A 16,563-nucleotide genomic window follows, 5' to 3' on the forward strand; every position below is an offset into this window, starting at 1 on the left:
TTACATCCTTTTTGAACATGACCGGGCTGCGGCAACCACCGCCTGCCCGAAGGAGATAGCCCCGTCACCCGCAGGCAGATGATGGGGAAAAAGAAGCGTGAAATCAGAGAGGTGTACCCGCAGACGCGCCCGCAGCAGGCGGTTATGCAACACGCCGCCGCTGAAACAGACGGTAGAGAGCGACAGGCGTCGGGCATGGTGTCGGGCTAACGCCGCCAGCCCTTTTGCCAGCGCATCGTGAAAGGCCCACGCGCGCTCGCAGGGTTGCGCCTGCCAGGCCAGCCACTGCTGCCAGAAGAGCGCAAGGTTTTCAACCTGAAGCGTCACCGGGTGCTCAACACCCGGGCACTGCGCGGCCAGCGCCTCCAGCCTGCAGGCGGCTTCGCCTTCATAGCGTTGTGTTTCAATACCCAGAGCACAGGCCACCGCATCAAACAACCGCCCGCAGGACGACGCCAGCGGCGCGTTAAGGCCGCGCTGAACGGCGGTCGCTAAAAGCGGCCAGTTTTGCGAACGTACGGCGCGGGTTTCCGGGTAGCGTTGCCAGCCAGGAACAAACGCCAGGCAGTGTGCCAGCAGATTTCGCCAGGGCTGCATGGCCGCGAGATCGCCGCCCGGCATCGCCACGGTGGGCAGACCGTCCAGATGCTCGCACTCAAGGTAGTTCACCCGCAGACACTCCCCGCCCCACAGCGCGCCGTGCTCGCCCATGCCGATCCCGTCCAGCGTCAGGGCGATGGCGTCGCCACCGTCGAGCGGCCAGCCGTTTTCGGCAAGGCAGGCCGCGGCATGCGCGTGATGATGCAGTACGGTATCGACCGGCAGCGCCTGCTCCTGTGCCCAGTGCCGGGCGTGATAGCCAGGATGGGCATCGCACACCAGCCGCTCTGGCTGAAAGGCGTAGATCTGCTGCATCAACGACAGTGCTGAACGCCACTGGGCCTCGACACCGTCGTCACTGAGATCGCCAAAATGCTGGCTCAGCACCGCCTGGTTACCGCGCACCAGACAGAAGGTATTCTTCATGTCGGCACCGGTCGCCAGAATAGAGGGAACAGAGCTAAAACCGGCGGGTAACGTGATGGCATCCGGCACGAATCCACGCGCCCGACGCAGCATGGCCCCGTCCTGATCAATCACGGAATCGTCCATCCGCTGCAGGATGTCGCGGTTATGGAGCAGAAAACCGTCAGCAATCTCTGCGAGCTGTTCCAGCGCCTGTGGATTACTGATGGCAGGCGGTCTGCCGCTGAGGTTGCCGGAGGTCATCACCAGCGGGCGTTGCGTCTCCTGCATCAGCAAATGCTGCAGCGGATTGGCCGGGAGCATCACACCGAGGCTATCCAGGCCCGGCGCGATGTCGTCCGGGAAGGCCGGCAGCCAGGCTTTAGGGATCAGCACGATGGGCGCGGCAGGCGAGCGCAGCCGTGTTTGCACCGGCTGCGGAAGGCCATCGGCGTTCGGGATCATCACCGCCAGCGGTTTCCCCGGACGCTGCTTACGTGCCCGCAGCATTGCCACCGCCTGCGGGTTAAGCGCGTCGCAGGCCAGATGAAATCCGCCCAGCCCTTTGATAGCAACGATGCCACCGTTTTTCAGCGTTTGCACCGCCGCGTTCAGCGCAGCCTCACCGGCAGCAGTGACGTCGCCCGCCCGCCACTCAAGCTCAGGGCCGCAGTCCGGGCAAGCCACGGGCTGGGCGTGAAAACGTCGGTCCGCAGGGTTGCGGTATTCCGTTTCGCACGGCGAGCAGAGCGGGAATGGCGCCATGGCCGTGGCCGGGCGGTCATACGGCATGGCGCGGATAATGGTAAAACGCGGGCCGCAGTGGGTGCAGTTAATAAACGGGTAACGATAGCGGCGCTCGTGCGGATCGTTCATCTCCGCAAGGCACGCGGGACAGGTGGCGGCATCCGGTACAATCTGGGTGTCCATTGCTCCGCCCGCGCTGTGGCGAATGGTGAATGTCTCTGGCAGCGTTGACCAGTGGAACGGCTGCGTGTCGATACTCTCGATGCGCGCCAGCGGCGGGCAGTCCTGGCGCAGCCTCGCGGTGAAATGCCCCCCATTACCCGCGAGGCGCACCAGCACGCCCTCTCCGTCGTTGCAGACATCGCCGGTCAACTGCAGCGCCTGAGCCAGTTGCCAGACGAAGGGCCGAAAGCCCACGCCCTGTACCTTGCCACGCACCCGCAACTGTACGCCGTTACCGCCCATGACGGATCAGAACAGCAGAGATGAGGTGGTATCGAACGCTGCGCGACGGCGCTTTTCGGCGCTCATCTGCTCGAGCTTATCGCGATCCACGCAAACCAGCGCGTGTGTCGGGCAGGCCTCCATACAGGCCGGACCGGCGTCACGGTGATAGCAAAGATCGCATTTGTTGGCTTCGGCTTTTTCCGCCCGCACGTTCAGCCCCATGCCGCTGTTGCGGACCACCGGACGAACCACCACCTCCATCGCGCCATACGGGCAGGCGACCACGCAGGTTTTACAGCCGATACAGCGCGCCTGCATCACATGCACAAAGCCTTTTTCACGTTTGATTGCCCCGTTAGGGCAGACGTTGGCGCACGGCGCATCTTCGCACTGACGGCAAATAGCGGCGGTGGAAATATTCACGCCTTTGATGACGTGGATCCGCGGCAAAAAGGTCTCTGGCGTAAGCGAAGCGCAATCCTGCTCCGCCTGATGAGACACCACGCACGCCACTTCACAGGTACGGCAGCCAATGCATTTACTGGCATCAGCCATAATAAAACGGTTCATCTGCTTCTCCAGCATTACAGTCATGCGCGGAGATATTCATAAACCGTGCCAGTTTTTAACTCGTTGATTTATAGTGATTTAGAAAATGACGCCAGGGCTGTCATCGTCACTTCTGACGATGACAGCTGTCGACATCAGCGGTGCGGGCCGTCGATGACAGAGTCGCGCAGGATAAGCTCACCCGAGAAGGTTTGCTGATATTTAAACTCGCCGCCGTCGAGCATAAAAATCAGGCGGCTGATGGTCTCTTTAATCATCTCCGTAACCGGAATACGCACGCTGGAGAGCGAGGGCACGATGTAGGGCGCAATCGCCACATCGTCGAAGCCTACCACCGACACCGCATCAGGCGTGGCGACGCCGCTGTCGTGAAGCTGTTTCATGGCGCCAATCGCCATATCGTCGTTACTCGCCACCAGCGCGGTAAAGGTTTCGCCGCGCGAGAGCAGCTCAGACACGGCCGCCGCGCCGCTGGCCGGGTTCCATTTGCCGTGGGCGATCAGCGTCGGACGCAGCGGGATCTGGTGTTGCGCCAGGGCGTCTTTGTAGCCAGAAAGACGCTCCACGCCCGTGGGCGAATCCAGCGAGCCGGTGATAAACGCAATGTCACGGTGCCCTTTCTCAATCAGCTGTGACACCGCTTCCTGACAGGAGGCTTTATGATCTGACCAGACGCTGTGGCTGCTGTTTTTACGCAGGCGACGGTTCAGTACCATGATCGGCTGCTCGTATTTCTCGACGATCTCGTCCATCTCTTCCACGCTCAGGAAACGCGGATAGATAATGACCGCGTCACAGCGCATATCAAGCAGGTACTGGATGGCTTCGCGCTCTTCATCGGCGCTGTGCTTGCCGTCCGCCAGGATCAGCTGCCGCCCTTTCTCTTCCGTCATGCGGGCGGCGTGAAACAGCAACTCACTAAAATAGACGCCGTGATACAGGGTGTTGGTCACCACCAGTCCCAGCGTCTGGGTGCGTTTGGTCGCCAGGTTGCGCGCCAGCAAATTGGGGCGATAGCCGCTCTCTTCGATGGCCTGAAACACCCGGTCTTTGGTCTCCTGGCTGACATAGCCATTCCCCGACAGCACCCGGGAAACCGTCGCTTTCGAAACGCCTGCCCGCTTCGCCACTTCAAGCATCGTGGTCATGTTGTTATTCCCTTTCATACTGATGGCACGCAGTGTACTGCACTGCAAAACAATTGTCGCAACGACGCGCTCACGCTTTTTGAACCGTCTGGTGATCGCCATCACGAAATGAAAAAATGGTCAAAATGCGATCTTGTTTCATTCAAAGAAACTCATGATGATTATGTGGAACCGGTTTCCTACATACTCTCAAAACGACAACAGGATCACATCCGATGGCCAAAAATTATGCCGCGCTGGCGCAAGACGTTGTCAGCGCGCTTGGCGGCAAAGACAACATCGTCGCCGTCACCCATTGCATGACGCGACTGCGTTTCGTCCTGAAAGACGAAACCGCTACCGATACCGCACGCCTGAAAAATATCAGCGGCGTACTGGGCGTGGTACGTAACGACAACCAGTGCCAGGTGATTATCGGCAATACCGTTTCTCAGGCTTACCGTGAGGTGGTGAGCCTGCTGCCAACCGACCTGCAGCCTGCCGTACCGGAAGGCCCACAGAAATTGACCCTGCGCCGCATCGGTGCCGGGATCCTCGACGCGCTGATTGGCACCATGTCGCCGCTGATCCCGGCGATCATCGGCGGCTCGATGGTCAAGCTGCTGGCGATGATCCTTGAGATGACCGGCGTGCTGGAGAAAGGCGCGCCGACGCTCACCATTTTGACCGTCATCGGCGACGGGGCGTTCTTCTTCCTGCCGCTGATGGTGGCAGCATCTGCCGCGGTGAAATTCAAAACCAACATGTCGCTGGCGATCGCCATTGCAGGCGTGCTGGTGCACCCGAGCTTTATCGAGCTGATGGCGAAAGCCGCGCAGGGTGAGCACGTCGAATTCGCGTTTATCCCGGTGACGGCGGTGAAATACACCTACACCGTGATCCCGGCGCTGGTGATGACCTGGTGCCTGTCGTATATCGAACGCTGGGTGGATCGCATTACGCCTGCGGTGACGAAAAACTTCCTCAAGCCGATGCTGATCGTGCTGATTGCCGCCCCGCTCGCCATCGTGCTGATTGGGCCGCTGGGGATCTGGATCGGCAGCGCCATCTCCGCGCTGGTCTACACCATCCACGGCTATCTGGGCTGGCTCTCCGTGGCGATCATGGGCGCGCTCTGGCCGCTGCTGGTCATGACCGGGATGCACCGCGTCTTTACCCCGACTATCATTCAGACCATTGCCGAAACGGGTAAAGAGGGGATGGTGATGCCGTCGGAAATCGGTGCCAACCTGTCGCTCGGCGGTTCATCCCTGGCGGTGGCGTGGAAAACGAAAAACCCGGAGCTGCGCCAGACGGCGCTGGCCGCGGCGGCTTCCGCCATCATGGCGGGCATCTCTGAACCGGCGCTGTATGGCGTGGCGGTTCGCCTGAAACGCCCGCTGATTGCCAGCCTGATTAGCGGCTTTATCTGTGGCGCGGTGGCCGGTATTGCGGGGCTTGCCAGCCACTCAATGGCGGCGCCGGGGCTGTTTACCAGCGTGCAGTTCTTCGATCCGGCCAACCCGATGACCATTGTCTGGGTATTCGGCGTCATGGCGCTGGCGGTCGTGCTCTCCTTCGTGCTGACCCTGATATTAGGCTTTGAAGATATCCCGGTCGAAGACGAGGCTGAAAAAGCCCGCGCCCTGCAGAGCGCGCCGGTGCAGGCCAAAACCGCACAAGTTTAACCGTATAACGAGGTAGAAATGTCTGTTTTTCCACAAGGATTTTTATGGGGCGGCGCGCTTGCCGCCAACCAGAGCGAAGGCGCTTACCGTGAAGGCGGCAAAGGGCTGACCACGGTCGATATGATCCCTCACGGCGCAAACCGCCTGGCGGTGAAGCTTGGTAAGGAAAAGCGTTTTTCGCTGCGTGACGACGAGTTTTACCCAAGCCACGAGGCGATCGATTTTTACCATCGCTACAAAGAGGACATCGCCCTGATGGCGGAGATGGGCTTTACGGTGTTCCGCACCTCGATTGCCTGGAGCCGCCTCTACCCGAACGGCGACGAACCGCTGCCGAACAAAGAGGGCATTGCCTTTTATCGCGCGGTGTTTGAAGAGTGCAAAAAGTACAACATTGAGCCGCTGGTCACCTTGTGCCACTTCGACGTGCCGATGCATCTGGTGACGGAGTACGGCTCCTGGCGCAACCGCAAGATGGTCGATTTCTTCGCCCGCTACGCCCGCACCTGTTTCGAAGAATTTAACGGTCTGGTGAAATACTGGCTCACCTTCAACGAGATCAACATCATGCTGCACAGCCCGTTCTCCGGCGCGGGGCTGGTGTTCGAAGAAGGTGAAAACGAAGATCAGGTGAAATACCAGGCCGCGCACCACGAGCTGGTCGCAAGCGCGCTGGCGACCAAAATCGCCCACGAGGTAAACCCGGAAAACCAGGTTGGCTGCATGCTGGCGGGCGGGAATTTCTACCCTTACTCCTGCAAGCCGGAAGACGTATGGATGGCGCTGGAGAAGGACCGCGAGAACCTGTTCTTCATCGACGTGCAGGCGCGCGGCAGCTATCCGGCCTACTCCGCCCGCGTGTTCCGCGAAAAAGGGGTGGTGATTGTGAAAGATCCGGGCGACGACGAAATGCTGAAAAACACCGTCGATTTTGTGTCGTTCAGCTATTACGCCTCGCGCTGCGCGTCGGCCGATATGAACGCGAACAATACCAATGCGGCGAACATCGTCAAATCCCTGCGCAACCCGCATATTCAGGTGAGCGAATGGGGCTGGGGCATCGATCCGCTCGGCCTGCGCATCACCATGAACATGATGTACGACCGTTATCAGAAACCGCTGTTCCTGGTGGAAAACGGCCTCGGCGCAAAAGATGTCATTGATGAAAACGGCGAAATTAACGATGACTACCGCATCAGCTATCTGCGCGAGCATATCCGCGCGATGGGCGATGCCATTGAGGACGGCGTGCCGCTGATGGGCTATACCACCTGGGGCTGCATTGACCTGGTGGCGGCCTCAACGGGCGAAATGAGCAAGCGCTACGGGTTTGTCTATGTGGACCGCGACGATGCCGGAAACGGCACGCTGGAGCGCAAACGCAAGAAATCGTTCTGGTGGTATAAGAAGGTGATTGCGAGTAACGGGGGGGATCTGGCGTAGCCTGTTGCCCTCACCCTAACCCTCTCCCACAGGGAGAGGGGACAAAAAACGCCCTCTCCCCTATGAGGAGAGGGGTTCAAACCCACCCTTTCCAACCCACCCCGCAAGCCGTGAATAGACCACTTCCACCGCGGCTTTCACCGGGGGTGTCATCGGGTAATAAAATCCGACGATGTCCGGCTGAATGCCCAGAAACAGCACCTCGCCCACGTCCTCTTTGATCTGATCCACCAGATAGTTAAGCGGCATATTATGCGTGGTCATCATGAACATGTCGGCAATGTCGTCTGGGTCGATCAGGCGGATGTCCCCCGGGTTCAGCCCCATATCCGTAGCATCGACAATCAACAGCCGATCAGGGTGAAGCTCGCGGATGGCCACCACGTCGTTTTCCGGCGCGCTGCCGCCGTCAATCACCACCCAGTTGCCCTGCGGGTTCGCGGCACACATCTCTGCCAGCAGCGGGCCTGCGCCGTCGTCGCCCATCATGCTGTTGCCGACACACAGTAAAACGTCAGTCACGTAATCTCCTCACCATCAGGTAGATGGCACTTTCCTGATGAATATCATGCAGCATGCTGAGCAGCGTTTTGCTCCACGCCTGCTGTTCGGGGGTTTGCCGTTTCAGCGCCGCGTCAAACGCGTTCGCCAGCATCGCAATATGGTTGGCGTCGATAACGATCTCACCGTACTTCGGTACCCCTTCCATTTTGCGCCGCGCCGTACTGCCCTCTTCCAGCGTGGCGATCCACGCCAGATAGTCGGACCACGGGCAGCTCAGCGCCGCCTCCAGGCAGTCGATCACCCCGAGGTGATGCCCAATCGCCAGGCTGTAATAGACCACCTGCTGCGCCGCGTCCGGCGTGGCATCGTTCTCATCAATAAATTTACGGCTCAGCTGACTGAACACCACCGTCTCACTCATCGGATACGCGCCTCATCCACAATGCTGTTCAGGTTCGCCACAATCTCATTGAGACGCGGGTCGTTTTCCGCCTCCAGCCAGCGCGCCACCTGGTGCTCGCCCTGGCTCAGCAGGCGCAGGTAATCGTCGGCAATCTGACGGCCATAGCGATAGCCCGCCAGCCTGCGCGCCGTGCGATCGACCTTCACCCGCAGCGGCTGCACCATGTCCGGGTGCAGGATCATCGCAGGCTGATTGTCGGGTTCACCCGGTTCACGAGCGTGGATTTTCTGCTCCAGCAGGCCGAGCGCCATGGCAAAGCCGTACAGCGTGGCGGCAGGCGTCGGCGGACAGCCCGGAATGTAGACGTCCACCGGTACGATTTTGTCGGTGCCGCCCCATACGCAGTAGAGGTCATGGAAGATGCCGCCGCTGTTACCGCAGGCGCCGTAGGAGATGCAGATTTTCGGATCGGGCGCAGACTGCCAGGCGCGCAGCGCGGGCGAGCGCATGGCGCGGGTGACGGCCCCGGTGAACAGCAGAATGTCGGCATGACGCGGAGACGGCACCACTTTGATGCCGAAGCGTTCGGCGTCAAACAGCGGTGACAGCGTGGCGAAGATCTCAATCTCGCAGCCGTTGCAGCCGCCGCAGTCCACGCGGTAAACGTAGGCCGAGCGTTTGATTTTTTTCAACAGCGACGCCTTCATGCTGGCGATGGACTCCTCCACCGTCATCGGCACCGGAATGCCCCGCTCGTCGCGCGGACCGAGTAAGTTTTCCATCAGCTGGCCTCTCTCATATGACGGGTGATATCGATGCGGTCGGACGGCAGCAGGCATTTCTGCCGTTTGCATTCCGGGCAGGTTTCAAAGCTTTCGCGATGATGCTCCGCGCGGGCGTCGCCGTTGTGCTTCAGCAGCGCGATGGCGTAGTCGATCTCTTTTTGTACGGCGAACGGACGTTTGCAGACGCGGCAGTTACACAGGGCAAAACGCGACTGCTGCAAAAAGTCCTCTTTCTTCCACACCGCCAGCTCGTACTCCTGAGACAGACGAATGGCGACCGTCGGGCAAACCTCTTCGCAGCGGCCGCAGAAGATGCAGCGACCGAGGTTAAACTGCCAGGCCAGTTGGCCGGTTTTCAGATCCGTTTCCACCGTCAGGGCATTCGACGGACAGGCGTTGACGCAGGCCGCACAGCCGATGCACTGCTGCGGGTTGTGTTCCGGCTTGCCGCGAAAGTTTTTATCCACCGGCATCGGCTCCAGCGGGTAGCGGCTGGTGGGCGTGCCGGTTTTGATCACTTTTTTGATAAAGGTAAACATGACGAGTCCTTATTTCAGCGGCGAGTTCTTACGCTCGATGCTGTAGCGCTCAAGCTCTTTGTACGGCACCACCTGGCTTTTCTTCTTGCGCACGTCCACCACGGTCATGCGGTCGGTGCAGGAGTAGCACGGGTCGAGGCTGCCGATGATCAGCGGCGCGTCGGAGACCGTGTTGCCGCGCAGCATATAGCGCAGGGTTGGCCAGTTGGCGTAGGTGGCCGCACGGCAGCGCCAGCGGTAAAGCTTCTGGTTATCGCCGGTCATGCTCCAGTGGATGTCGTCCCCGCGCGGCGCTTCGGCAAAGCCGAGGGCAAAGCGGTTCGGGATGTAGGTGAAGCCCTCCACCATCAGCGGGCCGCCCGGCAGGTTATCGAGCCCAAAGTCGATCATATTCAGCGCGGTGAAGACCTCGTTGATACGCACCTTCAGGCGGGAGATGACGTCGCAGCCCTGTTCGCTGTGTACGGTCATTGGCAGCAGGCCGTAACCAACAAACGGGTGATCGGCGCGGGTGTCGCGGGCGTGGCCGCTGGCGCGCACCATCGGGCCAACGTTGCTGAACTCGCGGGCGATCTCCGGATCAAGGCGGCCGATCCCCACGGTACGCTGCTCGATGTTGGGCGTGCTGAGCAGCATATCCACCAGCTCCTGCACGTCGCGACGCATCTGCTGTGCCAGCTGTCGGGTCTGGATCATGTCGTTTTTAAGCAGGTCACGGCGGATCCCACCGATCAGGTTCAGACCGTAGGTTTTACGCGCCCCGGTGAGGATCTCCGCCATCTTCATCGACGCCTCGCGCACGCGGAAGAACTGCATAAACCCGGAGTCGAAACCGACAAAGTGACAGGCCAGACCGAGATTCAGCAGGTGCGAGTGCAGACGTTCCACTTCCAGCAAAATGGCGCGGATCATCTGCGCGCGCTCCGGCACCACGATCCCCATGCCGTTCTCCACCGAGGTGGTATAGGCGGTGCTGTGGGCGAAGCCGCAGATGCCGCACACGCGGTCCGAGAGGAATGTCACCTCGTTATAGCCCATCCGGGTTTCCGCCAGCTTCTCCATTCCGCGATGGACGTAGAACAGGCGGTAGTCGGCGTCGATAATGTTTTCGCCATCAACAAACAGGCGGAAGTGGCCAGGTTCATCAGAGGTGACGTGCAGCGGGCCAATCGGCACCACATTGTTCTTTTTGTTGCCGAGTTCGTTAATGAACTCGTAGGTTTCGCTGTCAGTGGTCGGGGCCGGACGCTGGCGGTAATCCATGCTGTCCTTGCGCAGCGGATACAGTTCGTCCGGCCAGTCGTCCGGCAGCACCAGGCGGCGTTCATCCGGCAGCCCCACCGGCACCAGGCCATACATGTCACGCACTTCGCGCTCGCCCCAGACGGCGGCAGGCACGCGGGGCGTGACGGACGGGTACTCCGGCTTGTTCGGGTCGACTTCCACGCGTACGGTAAGCCAGCACTTCTCGCCCTGCTCCATCGACATCACGTAGTACACCGCGTAATTGCCGCACAGCTGACGCTCGTCATTACCGAACAGCACCGACAGCCAGCCACCCTGCTGGTAGTAAAGAAATTCCACCACTTCCGGCAGATAGTTCACCTTAATGGTGACGGTTACCTGGTCTTTGGTCTGCCATCCTTCATCCAGCACAACACCCGGAAAAGCCTGATGCAACGCGGCGAGATACTGCTGACCTTTCTTTTCTTCAGACATAAATACTCTCTTTAATCACGCCACCAGCAAGGAGACGAACGCTAAAAATGCAAAACCAAAACCGGCCCAGGTGATGCGCGAGGTCGCGACAAAGCGCAGACGTGCCATGCTGTTTTCAAACAGGGCAATCACCAGCACGCCGACCAGCAACTTGAGCGCGGCAACCACCACGGCCAATACCAGCCCCCCAGCGGAGAAGTGCGTCATCTGCCCCCACGGGAAGAAGACGCCAACAAACATCTGCAGGACCACCAGCTGCTTAAGGCTGATGCCCCACTTAAGCACCGCAAAGCCGTAGCCGCTGTATTCGGTGAGCGGCCCTTCCTGCAACTCCTGTTCGGCTTCTGCGAGGTCAAACGGCAGTTTGCCCATCTCAATAAAGGTGGCGAACGCGCAGGCGCAAAGGGCCAGCACTAGCGGGAGGGTACGTGACACCGGCCAGTGGTAAACGGTGTGGGTGATAAAGCTGATATGGGTGGAACCCGCGACCTGCGCGGCCACCCACAGCCCCAGCAGCAGGATCGGTTCGACCAGCACGCCCAGCATCGCCTCGCGGCTGGCGCCGATACCGGTAAACGGGCTGCCGGTATCCAGGCCCGCAATAGCAAAGAAGAAGCGGGCAATGGCGAAGAGGTAAATCAGCGTAATCAGATCCCCAAGTGCAGGCAGCGGCGAGCCCACCGTAACCACCGGCAGCGCGGTGGCGATGGTCAGCATCACGCCGACCATCACGAACGGCGTCAGGCGGAAGACCCAGCCTGCGGCATCCGGCGCCACGCTCTGGCGGGAGAGCAGCTTGAAGAGATCGCGGTACTCCTGGAGCACGCCAGGCCCGCGACGGTTGTGCATCCGGGTGCGCGCCACGCGCGTGATGCCCGACAGCAGTGGCGCAACGGCGAACAGCACCAGCGCCTGAAGTATTGCCAGTAACAGACTCATGTCAGGCTCCTCGTGAAATCACAATAACCACCAGCACCGCCAGCTCGATCAGCGCCAGACGGCGGAACAGCGCAGGTACAGCGGCGCTCTGCCAGCCCGGCATCCAGCCCACCGGGTTCAGCCAGTGGCGCAGCTTCAGCACGGCAGCGAAGTTCTCTTTCACCGGCATGGCAAAACCGTGGGCGGTGATGACCATCGATTGTTCGTGTTCGTAGCCACAGGCCCAGGCCGCCCCGCGCGAGCGGGAGGGGAGTCGGTCGCGCCTGAAGAACAGCATCAGCACAAACGGCAGCAGCGGTGCGGCAACCAACAGCAGCGCCATCATCGGCTGGGAGACGGTGGTATGCGCAAGGGTCAGCGGCAGTGGAATGGCGTTACCCAGCAGCGGCAGCAGCCATGGGGCGGCGACCCCGCCCGCGATGCAGCACAGCGCCAGCGCGACCACGCTGGCACACATCAGTACCGGGGCGCAGCAGGCGTTTTCCGCTTCCCGCGTGCGCGGTGCGCCGAGGAAGGTGACGCCGTAGACTTTTGCCATACACATCACCGCCAGCGCCCCGGTTATCGCCAGCCCAACCGCCAGCAGCGGGCCGAGCAGTCGGGCGATAAAGGCGTCGCTCTGACCGAGCGCGAAGAAGGACTGGTAGATCACCCACTCGCCCGCAAAGCCGTTCAGCGGCGGCAACGCGGCCATCGCCATCAGCCCGACCAGCATGGCGAGAGAAATCACCGGCATCTTTTTGCCAATGCCGCCGAGTTTTTCGATATCCCGATGACCGGTACGGAACCAGACGCTGCCCGCGCCCAGGAACAGGGTGCTTTTAAACAGGCTGTGGTTAACGAGGTGATACAGCCCCCCGATAAACCCGGCGGCAATCAGCGCCGGTTGATTGAGTGCCAGGCCGGTCACGCCTGCGCCGATGCCGAGCAGGATAATGCCGATATTTTCCAGGGTGTGGTACGCCAGCAGACGCTGAATGTTGTGCTCCATCAGCGCATACAGCCCGCCGACAAAGGCGGTAACCATACCTGCGATAAGCAGCGCGACACCCCACCACAGCGGCGGCTGGCCGCCGGTCAGGGTGATAGTCAGAACGCCGAACAGACCGACTTTCATCACCACGGTGGAAAACAACGCGGCGGCGGGTGCAGAGGCATTCGCGTGCGCCTGCGGCACCCAGCCGTGCAGAGGGATGATCCCGGCCAGCAGGCCAAAGCCCGCCACGCCCAGCAGCCAGACGTCATTTCCCAGCGGCTGACCGTTAAGCGCTGCGAAGTCGAGCGTGCCGAAACGTTGCCACACCAGCCAGCAGGCCAGCGCCAGCAGCAGCGTGCCGAGGCGACCGAGCGCAAACCACAGCTTGCCGGAGGCGCTACATCCCGTCAGGAATACGCCGCAGAGCGCCATGATCTCCGCCATCACCACCAGCGCGCCGAGGTTGCTGGCAATGACGGTGCAGACCGCCGACGCCAGCAGCAGGTTAACCAGCAGACCATTCGCGCGGGTGTGCTGATGGCGGTGCCAGTCAATATTGAACAGGCTGATAAACACCCCGCACAGACCAAAAGTCACCAGCCAGATGGCGTTCAGCGGCGTTAGCTGAACGGTATGACGGACGATCGGAATCATTGCTTCGGCGGTCTGGCCGCTGAGTAACACTGCCGTACCTGCTGCCAGCGTCATCAGGCTGCCCACCGCCCCGCCGATACCGGCGATCCAGCCGCTCAGGGTTTTATGGAATGACAGGAGCCACGCCAGCACAGCAGCGGCGGCAAAGTACGCCACGGCGCTGTTAATCATGAATATCGCGTTCATTTCGCCCCCTCGTTAAGCGCCTGAAGCAGAGAAAGATCGCCGACGTCGGTATTAATGGTCAGCTCGCGCTTGCGTTTGCTGGTGCGGGCAATATCGCGAATGTTGACCAGAATCAGCGCTTTGGTCGGGCAGGTGCGCACGCAGGCCGGGCCCTGCTCATCGAAGCTGCACAGGTCGCACTTCACCGCCACCGCACGCACGCCGGGCACCCAGTCAAGCAGCGTACTGACACGTGCCGGAGCCGGGGGTGCAGGTGGCGCTTTTGGGGTGTTGGCATTCGCCGGAATATGCAGCGGACGGCTGCCGGAAAATTCAATCGCACCGAACGGGCAGGCTATGCCGCACAGCTTGCAGCTCACGCACAGGCTTTCGTTCAGCTGTACCGCGCCGTCAACGCGGGTGATGGCATTCACCGGGCAGACACCTGCGCACGGCGCATCTTCACAGTGGTGGCAGAGCTGCGGGGCAGACTCTTTTTCATTACGCATGACGCGCAGGCGCGGCATGGACTGGAGCCCGTGCAGGCGGTGCGTTTCCGAACAGGCCGCCTCACAGGTTCGACAGCCAATACAGACCGTCGAGTCAGCAATTACAAAACGGTTCACCGGGTCATCCTCTGGTGATAGTCATTTTTGACGAAAAATTGTCATGTCGACACTTCTCGACACGTGATGATCAGGCCACGTCCGCTGAGGCGTGTTCATCCATCAGCTGCTTCAGGTTGACCGGGAGATCGTGTTCAACGGCGGTGTACAGACCGTTATAAACCGGCGCGATTTTTTCCAGATAGTGCTCCAGCACCTGCTGGCGATCGCGGTTGCTGACGTGACCGTCAACCATGCCGTCGGCCATCAGTTGCGCCTTCGCAATACACTGTTTTTCACCCTCTTTTGTCTCGACGTAGTACTCAATGGTGTGGCTGTTGAAGGTGTCGGCCAGGGTGACGTAAATCGTGAAATGGCCGAACAAAACAAAGCGCATATCCCCCTGCGCCGCACAGCTCATGGCGTGGTGAAGACGGGCTTTGGAGAGGGTGATCCCCTGGACCAGTGAGTTGCAGTAAAGGTGCCACTGGTCCTGTAACTGCTGGTGACGCTGCGCGATGTAATCCGCTTTTTCGCTAATTTCCCAAATAGTCATAGAAGGTATCCGGTTAATGGAGATAGCGGCTGTTAAGCAGATTCCATGCCAGTTTTTAATGCTTTGATATTTAATGGATTTAATTCAAAACAGGCTGTCAACAAGAGGGTGTCGACGTGTCATTTCGACAGCGTTGACATCGTCACCCCCTAACCAAAACCAGGCTGGCATTGTTATTGCATTAACGGGGCAATTCATTAAGGAGGCGTCATGCACGAAATCACCCTCTGCCAGCGGGCACTGGAACTCATCGAACAGCAGGCAGCGCAAAACCACGCGACGCGCGTGACCGGCGTGTGGCTGAAGATCGGGGCCTTTTCCTGCGTCGAAACCAGCGCCCTCACCTTCTGTTTTGAACTGGTGTGCCGCGGCACGCTGGCGGAAGGCTGCGAACTTCATATTGAAGAGCAACAGGCGGAGTGCTGGTGCGAGCAGTGTCAGCAGTACGTCACCCTGCTGTCGTCGAAGGTCCAGCGCTGCCCACAGTGTCAGCACACCGGCCTTCGCATCGTGGCGGATGACGGGATGCAGATCCAACGCCTTGAAATCGAGAAGGAGTAAAGTATGTGTAGTACCTGCGGTTGCGCCGAAGGCAACCTGTATATCGAAGGGGATGAACACCGTCCTCACTCCGCGTTTCGCTCCGCCCCTTTTACCCCCGCACCGCGTCCGGCAGCGGCACTCACCGGGATTCGCTTTGCGCCTCAACGCTCCGATATGGGCGATCTTCATTACGGCCACGGCGAGGCGGGTACCCATGCGCCGGGCATGAGCCAGCGCCAGATGCTGAACGTGGAAATCAACGTACTCGATAAAAACAACCAGATCGCCGCCCGCAACCGCGCCCGGTTTGCCGCACGTCAACAGCTGGTGCTCAACCTCGTCTCCAGCCCCGGCTCCGGCAAAACCACGCTGCTGACGGAAACGCTCAAACGCCTGAACGAACGCGTCTCCTGCGCGGTGATCGAAGGCGATCAGCAAACGGTCAACGATGCCGCCCGTATTCGTGAAACCGGCACCCCGGCGATTCAGGTCAATACCGGTAAAGGCTGCCATCTGGATGCGCAGATGATTGCCGATGCCACACCGCGTCTGCCGCTGGCGGATAACGGCATTCTGTTTATCGAAAACGTCGGCAATCTGGTCTGCCCGGCCAGCTTCGATCTCGGGGAGCGGCATAAAGTGGCGGTCCTCTCGGTGACCGAAGGAGAAGACAAGCCGCTCAAATATCCGCATATGTTTGCCGCCGCGTCGCTGATGCTGCTGAACAAAGTGGACCTGCTGCCGTACCTGAATTTCGACGTGGATAAATGCCTGGCTTATGCCCGTGAAGTGAACCCGGACATTGCGATCCTGCTGGTCTCCGCCACGCGCGGCGACGGCATGGCGCACTGGCTAAACTGGCTGGAGAGTGAACGATGTGCATAGGCGTCCCTGGACAAATCCATTCCATTGACGGAAACCAGGCCAAAGTGGAAGTCTGCGGCATATTGCGCGACGTCGATTTAACGCTGGTGGGCAGCACCGATGAGACGGGCGTCTCGCGCCTTGGTCAGTGGGTGCTGCTACACGTGGGGTTTGCCATGAGCGTGATTAATGAAGCGGAAGCGCGCGACACGCTGGATGCCCTGCAGAACATGTTCGATGTGGAGCCGGACGTCGGCGCGCTGCTGTACGGCGAGGAACGGTAA

The 16,563-nt window shown here is 60.3% G+C and carries 17 protein-coding genes; 5 read left to right on the forward strand and 12 right to left on the reverse strand.

Translation table 11 applies throughout. From position 1 onward, the window contains the following. From hypF to ACQG22_RS18520, 3 genes are all read right to left on the reverse strand, one after another. Positions 1-2,217, reverse strand: a complete 2,217-nt coding sequence (gene hypF, locus ACQG22_RS18510) for a carbamoyltransferase HypF (RefSeq protein WP_369706674.1) — start codon at positions 2,215-2,217, stop codon at positions 1-3. 6 nt (positions 2,218-2,223) lie between these two features. After that, on the reverse strand, positions 2,224-2,769 hold the full coding sequence (hydN, locus tag ACQG22_RS18515) for an electron transport protein HydN (protein ID WP_014833044.1): 546 nt from the start codon (positions 2,767-2,769) through the stop codon (positions 2,224-2,226). A 134-nt stretch (positions 2,770-2,903) separates the two neighbouring features. Next, entirely contained in the window at positions 2,904-3,917 is a 1,014-nt protein-coding gene (locus tag ACQG22_RS18520; RefSeq protein WP_029883949.1) for a LacI family DNA-binding transcriptional regulator, read from the reverse strand. A gap of 215 nt (positions 3,918-4,132) precedes the next feature. Between ACQG22_RS18520 and ascF the strand changes: the two genes are divergently transcribed. Further along, positions 4,133-5,584: a PTS cellobiose/arbutin/salicin transporter subunit IIBC gene (ascF, locus tag ACQG22_RS18525; protein WP_013098459.1), complete on the forward strand. Its 1,452-nt coding sequence runs from the start codon at positions 4,133-4,135 to the stop codon at positions 5,582-5,584. Between the two features lie 18 nt (positions 5,585-5,602). Continuing rightward, positions 5,603-7,027, forward strand: a complete 1,425-nt coding sequence (locus ACQG22_RS18530) for a 6-phospho-beta-glucosidase (RefSeq protein WP_038420482.1) — start codon at positions 5,603-5,605, stop codon at positions 7,025-7,027. Positions 7,028-7,087: 60 nt separating this feature from the next. On the opposite strand, the gene hycI is transcribed toward ACQG22_RS18530, so the two are convergent. The 9 genes from hycI to hycA form a co-directional block, all read right to left on the reverse strand. Beyond that, positions 7,088-7,549 (reverse strand): hydrogenase maturation peptidase HycI, encoded by a 462-nt coding sequence (gene hycI, locus ACQG22_RS18535; RefSeq protein WP_038420483.1) that lies wholly within the window; start codon positions 7,547-7,549, stop codon positions 7,088-7,090. Next, positions 7,542-7,952, reverse strand: coding sequence for a formate hydrogenlyase maturation HycH family protein (locus ACQG22_RS18540; protein WP_014833049.1), 411 nt, complete (start codon positions 7,950-7,952; stop codon positions 7,542-7,544). The genes hycI and ACQG22_RS18540 overlap by 8 nt, the downstream gene beginning before the upstream one ends. Further along, positions 7,949-8,716 (reverse strand): NADH-quinone oxidoreductase subunit B family protein, encoded by a 768-nt coding sequence (locus ACQG22_RS18545; protein WP_014833050.1) that lies wholly within the window; start codon positions 8,714-8,716, stop codon positions 7,949-7,951. The genes ACQG22_RS18540 and ACQG22_RS18545 overlap by 4 nt, the downstream gene beginning before the upstream one ends. After that, entirely contained in the window at positions 8,716-9,258 is a 543-nt protein-coding gene (locus ACQG22_RS18550) for a formate hydrogenlyase complex iron-sulfur subunit (protein ID WP_023620172.1), read from the reverse strand. The genes ACQG22_RS18545 and ACQG22_RS18550 overlap by 1 nt, the downstream gene beginning before the upstream one ends. A gap of 9 nt (positions 9,259-9,267) precedes the next feature. Next, positions 9,268-10,977 carry a formate hydrogenlyase subunit HycE gene (hycE, locus tag ACQG22_RS18555; protein WP_369706673.1) on the reverse strand — a complete coding sequence of 570 codons (1,710 nt, stop codon included), beginning with the start codon at positions 10,975-10,977 and terminating at the stop codon, positions 9,268-9,270. Positions 10,978-10,992: 15 nt separating this feature from the next. Continuing rightward, entirely contained in the window at positions 10,993-11,916 is a 924-nt protein-coding gene (locus ACQG22_RS18560; protein ID WP_369706672.1) for a respiratory chain complex I subunit 1 family protein, read from the reverse strand. 1 nt (position 11,917) lies between these two features. Next, entirely contained in the window at positions 11,918-13,732 is a 1,815-nt protein-coding gene (gene hycC / locus ACQG22_RS18565) for a formate hydrogenlyase subunit 3 (RefSeq protein WP_369706671.1), read from the reverse strand. Next, positions 13,729-14,337: a 4Fe-4S dicluster domain-containing protein gene (locus tag ACQG22_RS18570; protein WP_013098468.1), complete on the reverse strand. Its 609-nt coding sequence runs from the start codon at positions 14,335-14,337 to the stop codon at positions 13,729-13,731. Before ACQG22_RS18570 ends, hycC begins: the two co-directional genes overlap by 4 nt. 70 nt (positions 14,338-14,407) lie before the next feature. Next, positions 14,408-14,872, reverse strand: a complete 465-nt coding sequence (gene hycA / locus ACQG22_RS18575; RefSeq protein ID WP_013098469.1) for a formate hydrogenlyase regulator HycA — start codon at positions 14,870-14,872, stop codon at positions 14,408-14,410. A 210-nt stretch (positions 14,873-15,082) separates the two neighbouring features. Here hycA and hypA point away from each other — a divergent pair, with 210 nt between their 5' ends. Genes hypA through ACQG22_RS18590 form a run of 3 tightly spaced genes read left to right on the forward strand, consistent with a single transcriptional unit; the run spans position 15,083 to position 16,563 of the window. After that, the gene (gene hypA / locus ACQG22_RS18580; RefSeq protein WP_013098471.1) at positions 15,083-15,433 is read left to right on the forward strand and encodes a hydrogenase maturation nickel metallochaperone HypA; all 351 of its coding nucleotides are present in this window, start codon (positions 15,083-15,085) and stop codon (positions 15,431-15,433) included. Between the two features lie 3 nt (positions 15,434-15,436). Continuing rightward, on the forward strand, positions 15,437-16,300 hold the full coding sequence (gene hypB, locus ACQG22_RS18585; RefSeq protein WP_058678798.1) for a hydrogenase nickel incorporation protein HypB: 864 nt from the start codon (positions 15,437-15,439) through the stop codon (positions 16,298-16,300). Continuing rightward, complete coding sequence (locus tag ACQG22_RS18590) at positions 16,291-16,563, forward strand: HypC/HybG/HupF family hydrogenase formation chaperone (protein ID WP_369706670.1); 273 nt, start codon at positions 16,291-16,293, stop codon at positions 16,561-16,563. Before hypB ends, ACQG22_RS18590 begins: the two co-directional genes overlap by 10 nt.

Source organism: Enterobacter cloacae complex sp. 309I3 (assembly GCF_050031595.1).
GTDB lineage: Bacteria > Pseudomonadota > Gammaproteobacteria > Enterobacterales > Enterobacteriaceae > Enterobacter > Enterobacter cloacae.